We start from the raw sequence: 12,751 nt of genomic DNA, 5'->3' as shown, positions 1-12,751 counted from the left end.
GGCCTACCATTTTGACTCGGGCGCGGTTCTGGCATGCTGGTCCCATGGCTAGCCGAGCGGGCACAGTTGCCCTACCCCAGGACCTTGTTGACATCACCGCGCTTCTCGACGCGTACTACGACGTTTCACCGGACTTGGGAGATCCAGGGCAGCGGGTGGCATTCGGCACCTCCGGGCACCGTGGTTCCAGCCTCAAGGCCTCATTCAACGAAAAACACATTGTCGCCATCACGCAGGCGATCGTGGAATATCGTGCCGGCCAAGGCATTACCGGTCCGTTGTTCCTGGCCAAGGACACCCACGCGCTGAGCGAACCAGCGCAGAACTCGGCCATGGAAGTCTTGGCGGCCAACGGAGTCCACGTCCTCTTGGATGCCCGGCACGGCTACACGCCCACCCCGGCGCTCAGCCACGCCATCCTCTCCTACAACAACAATCGCGCCCCCGGCTCGCCCGAAGCGGACGGCATCGTGGTCACCCCCAGCCACAATCCGCCGGGTGACGGTGGCTTCAAGTACAACCCGCCCCACGGCGGCCCGGCCGACTCCGATGCCACAGGCTGGATCGCCAACCGAGCCAACCAACTCCTCGAAGCTGACCTCCGCGGCATCAAGCGCATCCCGTTGGCTGACGCACTGGCTGCGGACACCACCGACAAATTCGATTTCCTCAGCAGCTACGTTGACGATCTCCCGTCAGTACTAAACCTGGACGCCATCCGTGACGCTGGCGTCCGGATCGGAGCCGACCCCATGGGTGGCGCGGCCGTGGATTATTGGGGCGAGATCGGCGAGCGCCACCACTTGGACCTCACCGTGGTGAATCCCACGGTGGATCCGCAGTGGGCGTTCATGACGCTGGACTGGGACGAGAAGATCCGGATGGACTGCTCCTCTCCCTCCGCTATGGCCTCGCTGATTAATCGGATGTCCGGAGGCGCCTCGTTCGATATCGCCACCGGTAATGACGCCGACGCCGATCGGCATGGCATTGTCACCCCGGACGCCGGCCTGATGAACCCCAACCACTACCTGGCCGTGGCCATCGACTACCTTTACCGGAACCGCGAGGGCTGGAATCCGGCGTCGGTGGTGGGCAAGACGCTGGTTTCGTCTTCCATCATCGACCGGGTAGCCGAGAGCCTGGGACGCAAGCTGGTGGAGGTCCCGGTGGGCTTCAAGTGGTTCGTCCCGGGCCTGCTCTCCGGCGAGGGAGCCTTCGGCGGCGAAGAGTCTGCCGGCGCGTCCTTCAACAAGAAAGACGGCAGCGTCTGGACCACCGACAAGGACGGCATCCTGTTGGCCTTGCTGGCCTCTGAGATCACCGCCGTCACCGGCAAGTCGCCGTCGCAGCTGTACAAAGGCCTGACGGATCAGTTCGGCGCCCCCGTCTACGCCCGGATTGATGCCGCAGCAACGCGCGAGCAGAAGTCCGCGCTGGGCAAGCTGTCCTCCGCAGATGTCACTGCCACCGAACTTGCTGGCGAGGCCATCACCGCCAAGCTGACCGAGGCGCCCGGCAACGGGGCAGCCATTGGCGGCCTGAAAGTGGTGACCGAAAACGCCTGGTTCGCCGCCCGGCCCTCCGGCACCGAAGATGTCTACAAAATCTACGCCGAGTCCTTCAAGGGCGAGGACCACCTGAAGTTGGTGCAGGCCGAGGCGAAAGCGCTCGTGGACGGCGTCATCGGCTAGCACCCCCCCCCCGGACTTGTGACGGCTTAAACGGCAAGCCTCCCGCAGATCTCTGCGGGAGGCTTGCCGTTTAATTCAAAAGCTCCGGGAGGGTGGCCCGTTGGCCCGTAACAGCTCCGGGAGGGTGGCCGGTTTGGCCGTAACAGCTCCGGGAGGGTGGCCGGTTTGGCCGTAAAAGCTCCGGGAGGGTTAGACGGTGCGGACAACATCGTCGTAGGCGAACTTGGGCTTGGCTTCGCCCCAGGCGTCAGCGGCAGCCTGGCCGATGTTGACTACCAGGAAGCTCTTCTGCTCGCCGGCCGGGAAGAACTCGGCGTCGATGGCGTCGAAGTTGGCGCCGGTCATCGGTCCCGCGGAGAAGCCGAGGGAGCGGACCGCCAGGATGAAGTAGCCAGCCTGCAGGTGGGCGTTGTTGTTGCCGGTGGCTGCGGCCAGGGCGGGATCGGCGTCGTACATGGCCTTGGGGGCGTTGTAGCCGGGGAGGAATTCATCCCATTGGCCGGCCCAGTCGGTGTCGTAGCTGAGGACGGCTACAAGCGGGGCGGCTGCGGTCTTGGCCTTGTTGCCATTGGCGAGGGCGCCAACGAGCTTGGCGCGGGCCTCGGCAGAGCGGACGTACGTCACGCGGAGCGGCTGGGAGTTGAAAGCGGTGGGCCCAAACTTGGTCAGTTCGTAGATGGCACGGGCCTGGTCCTCGGTGACTTCACCGACGAACGTGTTTGCGGTGCGGGCTTCGGCGAAAATCGCGTCGACGGCTGCCGAATCGATGACGGCTTCTTCGTGGGCAATGGTCATTGGCTTTCCTTTCGCAGTGCCGCCCCGCTGGTGGGGTGGGCTTGTCGGATCTAATACTTGCAACTTCAAGTTCCTGGTATTTCTTCCCAGGGACACGGTGACGTTCGCCACATCAACACCGCGGGATATTCTGGTGACCGGTCCATCGCACCGCGACACCCTCCCTCGAAAGGTCTCCGCCCATGAGCATGCTCGGATTCAGCTGGACGTTGCACGGCAACGGCAAGTCCATCAAGCCTGGCCAGGTGGTGGCCCCGGGTGAGCGACTGGCCTGGCCGCTGACCATCGGCGTGGGCATGCAGCACGTGGTGGCCATGTTTGGAGCCACCTTCCTGGTCCCCATCATCACCGGCATGCCACCCGCCACCACCCTGTTGTTCTCGGGCATCGGCACCCTGCTGTTCCTGGTCCTGACGCGCGGCAAGGTCCCCAGCTACCTGGGCTCAAGCTTTGCCTTCATCGCGCCGATCACCGCGTCGCAGGCGCAATTCGGCATCCCTGGCGCTCTGGGCGGCGTGGTCATGGCCGGCGCAACCCTCGCCCTCGTGGGCGCAGTGGTGCAGAAATTCGGTGCAGGCTGGATCAACCGGCTCATGCCACCGATCATCACCGGCGCCATCGTCGCGCTGATCGGCCTCAACCTGGCACCGGCCGCCAAGGCCAACTTCGACAAGGCGCCTATCACCGCCGTCGTCACCCTCGCAACGATCATCCTGGTCAGCGTCCTGTTCCGCGGCATCCTGGGCCGTCTCAGCATCCTGGTAGGTGTGGTGGCTGGCTACCTCGTGGCCATGCTGCGCGGTGAGGTGACCTTCGAGAAAGTGGATGCTGCTGCCTGGATCGGACTGCCGCATTTCCAGACGCCCGAGTTCCACATCGGCGTCCTGGGCTTGTTCGTCCCGGTGGTCTTGGTGCTCGTGGCCGAAAACATCGGCCACGTGAAGTCGGTGGCAGCGATGACCGGACAGAACCTTGATGGCGTCTCCGGACGGGCATTGATGGCCGACGGCGCCGCAACAGTCCTCGCCGGATTCGGCGGCGGTTCCGGCACCACCACGTACGCGGAAAATATCGGCGTCATGGCCGCCACCAAGGTCTATTCGACGGCGGCGTATTGGGTTGCCGGCGCGTTCGCCATCCTTTTGAGCTTCTCACCCAAGTTCGGCGAACTGATTGCCACCGTTCCGGCGGGCGTCCTGGGCGGCGCAGCCACCATGCTGTACGGGATGATCGGCATCCTGGGCGTCAAAATCTGGGTCCAGAACAAGGTGAACTTCGCCAACCCGATCAACCTGACCACGGCCGCCGTCGCGCTGATCATCGGCATTGCCGACTACACGTGGAACATCGGCGAACTGACCTTCACCGGAATCGCGCTGGGCTCCGCCGCCGCCCTGGTGATTTACCACGGCATGCGGGCCTTGGCCCGCTGGCGGGGCACCGTAGCCGAGCCGGAGACCGAACCGGCCGTGGTCCCACCCTCAGTCAAGGCGGCCGTCAATGCTGCAGCCAAGCGCGCCGGAAAGAAGCGATAGCAGCCAGCATCAAAAACCTGGCGGGCGGCTGCATCTTGGCCGCCGCCCGCAACGTCCCTCAGGCCACCCAGCCGGCCGTCATCCCGGTGACCGCGCCGCCGTCGAGATCGCTGATCTTGGCTCCGACAAAATCGGTGGCCCAGGCGGAGGTCTGGATCCGGAAGGCCGGCGCAGCGTCCGTCATGGCGCCGAGGATGGTTGTTGCGACGTCTACGGGGATCTGGGCGTTGCTGCTGGCGAACTGGCGGGTGGTGCGGGCCAGGTAGGCGGAGACGGCGGGCTGGTAGGCACCCGCCTGCGCGATGAGGGCCTCGGCGTCGATCCCGGCGTTGGCAACGAACTCGCTGGACACCGCGCCGGGTTCGATGATGTGCACGCCCACTCCTACCGTTGCGGCAACGGGCTGCAAGCTCTCCATGAAGCCTTCGACGGCGAATTTCGCAGCGCAGTAGGCCTCATTGAACGGTTGGCCCACCACCCCGCCCACCGAACTGACGGTGATCACCCGGCCGCCACTGGCCCGCAAGTGCGGCAGCGCGGCCTGGGTCAACGCCACCACGCCGAAGAAGTTGACCTCCATGGACAGCCGGAAATCGGCCATGGGCAGCAGCTCAGTGGTGCCCAAAACTGCCCGGCCCGCATTGTTCACCAGCGCGTCCAACTGCCCGTACGTATCGATGCAGTAGGCGATTTCACGCTCGACGGCGGCCGGATCCGTAACGTCCAGGGCACGGATATCCAGGCTGACCCCGGCCGCCGCGGCAGCTTCGCGGAGTCCTTGCGCCCGGTCCGGGTCACGCAGGGTCGCCACCGTGGTCCAGCCGGCCTGAGCAGCCGCAACCGCTGTGGCGAGGCCGATTCCCGTTGAGGTGCCAGTGATGAGAACGGTTTTTGCGGCTGAGGAGTCCTTGGTGGTCATTGCTGGTCCTAACAGTTGACTGGAGCGGCTGGGCGCATGTGCGACTTTACGCCGCCTTGCCCGCGAAGTGGACGCCCTGACCAGCCTGAACTCCTCCGCGGGCTGCTGCGAACGGCCAGTCAGAGCTGCCGCCCTTGCCTTAAACTCCGTCTACGCGTAACGTCTACAATGTAGAGTTTTTCCTACCGTGCACGGCGGTTCCCCCTTCATCCAATGGATGGTCTGGGGAATGCGGGACCCGAGGCATCGGCCGCTGTAGCCAAACGGCGGCACATCTCCCCGCAAGCATCAGGAGAACATTTCCGATGAACGCCAGCATCTTCCGGGCGCACGCGTGACAATCGTCCAGCCCGAAACCTCAACGCCTCAACCGGCTACCGCTCCGCGGCTAACCACCAGCCACGACGAACCCGCGGTCCTCAAATTGGCGGGAAAATTTATCCATTGTGGCGAGCCTATGGCCGTCAAGCCGCTGGACCTGAAGGCCACAGCACACGCTGGCACGGCCGAACGCAGCCCACTCCGGATCCTCCGTTGCGCGTGCGGATTCCAGATGGACCTGCCGCGCACCAGCGCAACGGACTGAGCACCCCTGTCGGCTCCCTAGTCACAGCAGCCCAGCACCATTTCCTCGAAGGAACGACGTCATGCACCCCAAAATAGCTACGTCCATAGACCCGAAACTGCTGCAGATCTACCTCACTGACCACCTTGCCGGCGCCACTGCTGGCAGGGACCGGAGCGCCAACATGGCCCACCGGTACCAGGGCCGCCCCATGGGTTCGGCCCTGGTGAAGCTGGCCGGACAGATCAACGACGAGCACCAGACGCTGGCCGCCCTGATCGAAGCCTTGGGCTTTCGACGGCGGTTGGGTCACCAGGTGCTCGCGGGGCTTGGTGAGAAACTTGGCCGGCTGAAGCTCAATGGCCGCATTCTCAGCACCTCCCCCTTGACGCCGGTCATCGAAATCGAGCTCATGCGATCGGCAGTAGTGGGCAAGATCGGCCTGTGGCGCACCCTCCGGGATTTGTCGCCACAACTGGAACTCGAACAAAGCAAGTTCCAGGACCTCGAAGACCTCGCCCGCCAACAACTGGGGACACTCGACGATCTCCACGCCCAGCAGCGCACCATCGGTTTCAGCACCAAGCCACCCGAGAAGTAAAACCTTTCGAAGGAGTATTGCCATGAAAGCAGTAGTTTACGAAGGCCCCAAGGACATCAGCGTGAAAGACGTCCCCGATGCCAAAATTGAGCGGCCCACCGACATCCTGGTGAAGATCACCACCACCAACATCTGCGGCTCCGACCTGCACATGTATGAGGGCCGGACCGACTTTGAGCCCGGACGCACCTTTGGCCACGAAAACATGGGTGAAGTCATTGAAGTGGGCAACGGCGTCGACAAGGTCAAGAAAGGCGACCGGGTGGTCCTGCCGTTCAACATCTCGTGCGGCTTCTGCCAGAACTGCGAGCGCGGCTACACCAATTACTGCCTCACCAACCAGCCGGATCCTGCCAAGGCGGGCGCGGCTTATGGGTTCGCCGGTATGGGAGAGTTCGGCGGTGGCCAGGCGGAATACCTCCGCGTCCCCTACGGTGACCACAATGCGCTGCGGTTGGGCGAAGATGCTGCGGACAAGGAAGATGACTACGTCATGTTGTCCGACATTTTCCCCACCGGCTACCACGCCACCGAGATGGCAGGCGTGATTCCCGGTGATTCGGTGGTCATTTATGGTGCCGGTCCGGTGGGCCTGATGGCTGCACTCTCAGCCAAGATCAAGGGAGCCGCCAAGATCATGGTGGTGGACCGACACCCTGACCGGCTGCGCCTGGCCGAGGAAATTGGTGCGATCGCGGTGGACGACTCAAAGGTGGACCCCGTTGAGTTTGTGCTGGCCGAGACGAAGGGCCTCGGCGCAGACCGTGGCTGCGAGTGCGTTGGCTATCAGGCCCACGACCACCTAGGCACGGAGGACCCTGCGTTGACCCTGAATCGGCTCATCCAGTCGGTGCGCTTCACGGGTGGCATCGGATCAGTGGGAGTCTTCCTTCCGGCCGATCCGGGCGCCCCCAACAAGGATGCGGCCGAAGGGAAGATTGCCCTGGACTACGGAATGCATTGGCTCAAGGGTCAAACCCTCGGCAACGGGCAGGCGCCGGTCAAGCGTTATAACCGGCACCTGCGGGACCTCATCTCAGCCGGGAAGGCCAATCCGTCCTGGATCGTTTCGCATCGGATCTCCCTGGACGGCGCGGTCGACGCCTACAAGAACTTCGACGACCGCACCGACGGCTGGACCAAGGTCCTCATCAAGCCGGGACTGGCCAGCAGCTAGCCACTCAGCGGGGGAATCGTTCCCAGACCCGGTGGCTCGCCAGCAGTGTTTCTACTGCTGGCACCACCGTGCCTGGCCCTTCGCCCACCGCGACGCCGGCGCCGGACTGCGGGATCCCTGCAGCATCGATGACGGTGGTCCCCGTACCCCACGATCCGATTGCCTTCGCGTGCCTGAATGCCTCCGACAGCAGGAGCGCCACCCGCGGATCGACGGCTTCCCCTGGTTCGCCCGCGCCCGCCTTGGCGTCGAGGCCAACCTGCGCATCCGCTGCAGGCTCAGCCCGGGCGGCCACGATCAGCGCATCGAACTCCGTGGAGCGGGCCGTCAGGAACGTCCTTTGCACCGTGACAGCCTGGTCTCCGGTCCCCAGCTTTCCGCCCACGGGCGCAATGACCAACGGCACGACGCCGGCGGCAGTCAGCGCTGCGCTGGCGGCAGCCACTTGGGCGAGGTCGCTGTCGGTGTCGGCGATGATGCCGACGACGCGGCCGGCGATCGGCCAAACCTGGCCAAGCTGTGACAGCGCAGGGCTGGGTTCGGCGTCGGGCACGTCTTCGGTGGTGGCCGGCGCTGGCAGGCCAAGGCCGGCGGCCACGGCGGCACAAAGGCTGGCGTCGATGGCTGCCAGCGCGAGGAGCTGCCGTTCCCGGATGACCGTTTCGAAGCATTTGCCCAGTTCAAACGTGTACGCCTGAATGATGTGGTCCTGCTCCACCGGGGTCATGCTGCGGAAGAAGAGCCGAGCCTGACTGTAGTGATCGTCGAAGGAGGCCGGGTTGCGCCGTTCCTTGATGCTCGCAGCGACTTCCTCCGGCACGTCGACGAACGCACCCACATCCTGTCCTGCCAGGAACGGGCAGCCACCATCCAACGAGTTGGGCTTATAGGGCGCCACACCGCCATGGACGGCGGATTGATGCATCCCATCCCGGAGCATGTCGTTGATGGGAGCGTGCGGCCGGTTGATGGGAATCTGGGCGAAGTTGGGACCACCCAGGCGCGAAATCTGCGTATCGAGGTAGGAAAAGAGCCGCACCTGCAGGAGCGGATCGTTGGTGACGTCGATGCCCGGCACCAAGTGCCCCGGGTGGAACGCCACCTGCTCAGTTTCGGCAAAATAGTTCGTGGGATTGGCGTTCAGCGTCATCAAACCAATGAGCTGGACCGGCGCCAATTCCTCGGGCACAAACTTGGTGGGATCCAGGAGGTCGATGCCTTCGAACATCTGATCCGCAGTATCCGGGAATGTCTGGATACCCAGTTCCCACTGCGGATAGGCGCCAGACTCAATGGCGTCCGCCAAGTCGCGCCGATGGAAGTCGGGGTCCATGCCGTTGATGATCTGGGCTTCCTCCCAGACCAGCGAGTGCACGCCCTGCTTCGGCTTCCAATGGAACTTCACCAGGGTGGTTTTGCCCGCAGCGTCAACCAGACGGAACGTGTGGACGCCGAAACCCTCCATGGTCCGGTAGGACCGCGGAATACCACGATCAGACATGTTCCACATGGTGTGCGCCTGTGCCTCGGTGTGGAGGGACACGAAGTCCCAGAACGCGTCATGGGCGCTCTGGGCCTGCGGAATTTCCCGGTCCGGATGCGGCTTCGCGGCGTGGATGACATCGGGGAACTTGATGCCGTCCTGGATGAAGAAGACCGGAATGTTGTTGCCCACCAGGTCGTAGACGCCCTCGTCTGTGTAGAACTTCGTCGAGAAGCCCCGGGTGTCCCGGACGGCGTCTGCGGAACCCCGCGAACCGAGGACGGTGGAGAAGCGGACAAACACGGGTGTTTCTGCGTCCTTGGCCAGAAATCCTGCCCGCGTGATGTTGGCCGCTGTCCCATAGGAACGGAAGACGCCGTGAGCGCCGGCGCCCCGGGCGTGAACCACGCGCTCGGGGATCCGCTCGTGATCGAAGTGGGTGATCTTTTCCCGCAGGTGATGGTCCTGGAGCAACACGGGCCCTCGTGGGCCGGCCTTCAGCGATTGGTCAGTGTCTGCCAGGCGCAGGCCCTGTGCCGTGGTCAGGAACTGCCCGGATTGCGCTCGGGAAGTCAGCGGCGCACCAGTAGGGGTGCCTGTCGGCGAGACGGCCTCCGGACCCTGCTGGTCCGACTTAGGCGGCAATGGCTCACGCGGCGTGGTGGGCTCTTCAAGGGCTGGCGGCTCACTGGCGGGAGCACCGGGTATTGAGTCGGGCATGACAGCTCCTTCATGTAGAAATGGCGTGGCATTAAGGTCGGCAGGTGGGGCGCCACTTGGCACCCCACCTGCCGGCAAGGCACAGGTCAGCCAGCGGCGAATTCGTCGCCGTCATCGTCCTTGGGGGATTCTTCCTGCCGAAGGTCGTTGCCGCTGCCGTCGGGGATGCCGGCAGCTTCCTGGCCCGATTCTGACGAACCCGCGGCAGAGCCCTGGGAATCGTCGTTGTCTTCGTCGATCTCTGCCTCTGCCGACGGGCGGATGGTGTCTTGCCCCTCCTGCGCCTGCTGGTCAACGCCGGCTGCTTCCTGCTCGGCAGTGGGCGTGCCGTAACCGCCGGTAGCGTCTTCGGGATCCGTGTGCTGGTTTTCGTTGGTCATGATTCCTCCTGGTGATTGGTAGAAAACGGTGGGTTGTTCAAAAGTTTCGGGTGGTACAAGAAGCGCCGCGGTTAGAGGCCGGTGCCACCCGTCACGGGAAGCACGGCGCCGGAAATGTACGAGCCTTCATCAGAGGCAAGCAGCACGTAAGCGGCGGCCAGTTCCGCTGGTTGACCTGCCCTCGCCAGAGGCGTGTCCTGGCCAAAGGTGGGCAGCTTGTCCGGCCATTCGGTGGCTGGAATCAGCGGCGTCCAGATCGGTCCGGGTGCCACGGCGTTGACCCTGATTCCCTGTGGACCGAGCTCCTGTGCCAGGGCCTTGGTGAACGCCACCTGCGCGGCCTTGGTCATGGCGTAGTCGATCAGTTCCGGGGAGGGATCAAAGGCCTGGATGGACGCGGTGGTGATGATGGACGCTCCGGGCTTAAGGTACGGGACAGCTGCCCGCGCCGTCCATAGCAGGGAGTACAGGTTGGTCTTGAAGACCCTGTCGAAGTCTTCGGTGGCCAGGTTTGCCAGGCCCTCCCTGTTTTTCTGGTAGCCGGCGTTCAGGACCACCACATCCAGCCGGCCGAACTGTTCGGCTGTCTGGTCTGCGATCCGGGTGCTGAAGTCTTCGTCCCGGCCATCGCCGGGCAGCAGGAGGACCTCGCGGCCGGCCTTCCGGATCCACTCGGCGGTGTCCTGCGCGTCATCTTCTTCGGCCGGGAGGTAGGAGATGGCAACATCCGCGCCCTCACGGGCGAAGGCGATAGCCGCGGCCTTGCCAATCCCCGAGTCGCCGCCGGTGATCAGTGCTGCTTTTCCTGCCAGCCGCCCATGGCCCTGGTAGCTCAGTTCACCGTGATCTGGTGTGGGATCCATGGCCGCCGTGAGTCCCGGCTGCTTCTGCTCCTGCCGGGGGAAGGGGCCTATGTGGTATTCGCTGCGGGGGTCTTTCGGCTGGTCGGTCTGCTTCTGTGCTTCAGTCATGGTGTCCGCCTGTTCGCTCGTTAGGGGTGGGAGCTCGGACCAGCCCCCACCTCTTCGACGCTATCCCCGGCAGGGAGCCGAAGTCTACGATCCAGGCGAAAATAGTCAGTAAACTTATCAAATTGTTTTCAAACGGTCCTCAAGGGCGCCGCACCCGCCCCGAAAACTCGACCACATGATGCTGCAGAGAGTAGAAAGGGACCAGCAGCGTTGCGGCGAGAGGGAGTAAGCATGTCGATCGAGGACACCGCCCCACGGCGCGGACGCAACGAGTCGCGCGATGAGCAACTGGACCGCAACTGGGGCGAACTCCTGCAGGAACTACGGATGCTCCAGACCGGAGTCCAGATCCTGGCCGGGTTCCTGCTGACGCTGCCCTTCCAGCAACGCTTCACCACCTTGGACAGCTATCAGGTCACCCTGTACCTAATCAACGTCCTGCTGGCAGCCATGACCACTGCCTTCATCCTGCTCCCGGTCAGCGTGCATCGCCGGCTCTTCCGGAAACGACTCAAGGAAACGCTGGTGTCCAGCGCTGACCGCATCACCAAGATCGCGCTCTGCGGCATCGGCTTCCTCAGCGCGGGGACGGCGGGCCTGGTTTTCGACGTCGCGGCTGGCCGGCAGGCCGGGCTGACGGCAGGCGGCGCACTGCTCGCCTTCATGGCCGCAATGCTGATCTACGTGCCCATCCATCTGAACCGGCGCGCGGCAACTGCCACCACCGCGCACCGGGCAGGACCGCTTTAGGCGCCCTCCAGCACCTGGCTGGTGGCCCAGGCGAGATACTTCGCGGCGTGCGCGACGGCGTCTTCCGGGCTTTGCGCCACGTCCAACAGTTGGGCGGCGGCCACCACGCCGTGCTGGGCCAGCTCCTCGGGCGTCACCAGGATCCGGCCGGCCACCACAATCACGGGAATGCCACGGTCCCGGGCTGCGTCCGCGAGCGCAATGGGCGCCTTGCCGGTCAGTGACTGCGAGTCCATGGAGCCTTCACCGGTGATCACCAGGTCCGCCCCAGCCAACTGGTCGGCGAGGCCCGTCAGGCCGGCTACCAGCGCAAACCCACCTTCCAGTTCGGCGCCCGTGAAGGCAAGGAACGACGCCGGGAACCCGCCAGCAGCGCCGGCCCCCGGCACGTTGACGTCCCGGCCCGTCGCCTGCCGGAGGATGGACGCCCAGTTGCGGAGCCCGGCGTCGAGCACCTCCACGGCATCGGCGTCGGCGCCCTTCTGTGCCCCAAAAACGTGGGCGGCACCGTCGGCGCCGTAGAGCGGGTTCCGCACGTCCACGGCAATCCGGAACGTGGTGGCGGCAAGCCGGGGATCGAGTCCACTGGTGTCCAGGCCAACAATGTCAGCGAGTGATCCGCCACCCAACGGCACCACGTTGCCGGCGCTGTCCAGGGGTTTCAGGCCGAGCGCCCGGAGGGCTCCGCTGCCGCCGTCGGTCATGGCGGAGCCGCCAAGGCCCAGCACAATTTCGGTGGCACCGGCTTCCAGGGCTGCCGCGATCAACTGCCCGCAGCCGTAACTGTGCGCCCGCAGCGCGTTGGCGGGCGTGGGTTCCATGCTGGCCAGGCCGGATGCCTGCGCGGTTTCGATGACTGCGGTGACCGTGCCGGCGTCGTCCGTTCCCAACGCCCAGGCTGCCCCCACCGGGGCGAGGATGGGGCCCACCACGGCGTTCAGCCGCTCCGCGTACCCTGCCGCGACGGCCGCTTCCAGGGTCCCTTCGCCGCCGTCGGCGATAGGAAACTGCGTGGCCACGGCATCCGGGTAGACCCGCAGCGCGCCTTCGGCGATGGCCGCCGCCGCTTCCGCTGCCGTCAGGGAACCCTTGAACTTGTCGGGGGCAATGAGAATTCGCATGCGCCCATCATGCCAGCCGGGCCGGACATGGAGGTCCCGG

Annotated in this window: 12 protein-coding genes; 6 read left to right on the top strand and 6 right to left on the bottom strand. The window is 64.8% G+C overall.

What is annotated here, in order from left to right:
* Positions 1-44: 44 nt before the first annotated feature.
* Positions 45-1,694, top strand: coding sequence for a phosphoglucomutase (alpha-D-glucose-1,6-bisphosphate-dependent) (gene pgm / locus PSET11_RS00740; protein ID WP_124089770.1), 1,650 nt, complete (start codon positions 45-47; stop codon positions 1,692-1,694).
* Between the two features lie 189 nt (positions 1,695-1,883).
* Here pgm and PSET11_RS00735 read toward each other — a convergent pair whose 3' ends face one another.
* The gene (locus PSET11_RS00735; RefSeq protein ID WP_124089767.1) at positions 1,884-2,489 is read right to left on the bottom strand and encodes a malonic semialdehyde reductase; all 606 of its coding nucleotides are present in this window, start codon (positions 2,487-2,489) and stop codon (positions 1,884-1,886) included.
* A 182-nt stretch (positions 2,490-2,671) separates the two neighbouring features.
* On the opposite strand from PSET11_RS00735, the gene PSET11_RS00730 reads away from it, so the two are divergent.
* Positions 2,672-4,024: a uracil-xanthine permease family protein gene (locus tag PSET11_RS00730; protein ID WP_124089765.1), complete on the top strand. Its 1,353-nt coding sequence runs from the start codon at positions 2,672-2,674 to the stop codon at positions 4,022-4,024.
* Positions 4,025-4,082: 58 nt separating this feature from the next.
* On the opposite strand, the gene PSET11_RS00725 is transcribed toward PSET11_RS00730, so the two are convergent.
* The gene (locus PSET11_RS00725; RefSeq protein ID WP_124089763.1) at positions 4,083-4,943 is read right to left on the bottom strand and encodes an SDR family NAD(P)-dependent oxidoreductase; all 861 of its coding nucleotides are present in this window, start codon (positions 4,941-4,943) and stop codon (positions 4,083-4,085) included.
* Between the two features lie 334 nt (positions 4,944-5,277).
* On the opposite strand from PSET11_RS00725, the gene PSET11_RS00720 reads away from it, so the two are divergent.
* The 3 genes from PSET11_RS00720 (at position 5,278) to PSET11_RS00710 (ending at position 7,286) form a co-directional block, all read left to right on the top strand.
* Positions 5,278-5,529 carry a hypothetical protein gene (locus PSET11_RS00720; protein ID WP_124089761.1) on the top strand — a complete coding sequence of 84 codons (252 nt, stop codon included), beginning with the start codon at positions 5,278-5,280 and terminating at the stop codon, positions 5,527-5,529.
* A 61-nt stretch (positions 5,530-5,590) separates the two neighbouring features.
* Complete coding sequence (locus PSET11_RS00715; RefSeq protein WP_124089759.1) at positions 5,591-6,109, top strand: hypothetical protein; 519 nt, start codon at positions 5,591-5,593, stop codon at positions 6,107-6,109.
* Between the two features lie 22 nt (positions 6,110-6,131).
* On the top strand, positions 6,132-7,286 hold the full coding sequence (locus tag PSET11_RS00710; protein ID WP_124089757.1) for a glutathione-independent formaldehyde dehydrogenase: 1,155 nt from the start codon (positions 6,132-6,134) through the stop codon (positions 7,284-7,286).
* A gap of 4 nt (positions 7,287-7,290) precedes the next feature.
* On the opposite strand, the gene PSET11_RS00705 is transcribed toward PSET11_RS00710, so the two are convergent.
* From PSET11_RS00705 to PSET11_RS00695, 3 genes are all read right to left on the bottom strand, one after another.
* Positions 7,291-9,489 carry a catalase gene (locus PSET11_RS00705; RefSeq protein ID WP_124089755.1) on the bottom strand — a complete coding sequence of 733 codons (2,199 nt, stop codon included), beginning with the start codon at positions 9,487-9,489 and terminating at the stop codon, positions 7,291-7,293.
* A gap of 86 nt (positions 9,490-9,575) precedes the next feature.
* Entirely contained in the window at positions 9,576-9,869 is a 294-nt protein-coding gene (locus tag PSET11_RS00700) for a hypothetical protein (RefSeq protein WP_124089753.1), read from the bottom strand.
* Between the two features lie 71 nt (positions 9,870-9,940).
* Positions 9,941-10,840 (bottom strand): SDR family oxidoreductase, encoded by a 900-nt coding sequence (locus PSET11_RS00695; RefSeq protein WP_124089751.1) that lies wholly within the window; start codon positions 10,838-10,840, stop codon positions 9,941-9,943.
* Between the two features lie 231 nt (positions 10,841-11,071).
* Between PSET11_RS00695 and PSET11_RS00690 the strand changes: the two genes are divergently transcribed.
* Positions 11,072-11,590: a DUF6328 family protein gene (locus PSET11_RS00690; RefSeq protein ID WP_124089749.1), complete on the top strand. Its 519-nt coding sequence runs from the start codon at positions 11,072-11,074 to the stop codon at positions 11,588-11,590.
* Here the strand turns inward: PSET11_RS00690 and PSET11_RS00685 are convergent.
* Complete coding sequence (locus tag PSET11_RS00685; protein ID WP_124089747.1) at positions 11,587-12,711, bottom strand: glycerate kinase; 1,125 nt, start codon at positions 12,709-12,711, stop codon at positions 11,587-11,589. The two genes, PSET11_RS00690 and PSET11_RS00685, sit on opposite strands and share 4 nt — an antisense overlap.
* Positions 12,712-12,751: the final 40 nt, after the last annotated feature.

Source organism: Arthrobacter ulcerisalmonis (assembly GCF_900609065.1).
Classification (GTDB): Bacteria; Actinomycetota; Actinomycetes; order Actinomycetales; family Micrococcaceae; genus Arthrobacter; species Arthrobacter ulcerisalmonis.
This window is presented reverse-complemented; position numbering and strand designations above follow the sequence as displayed.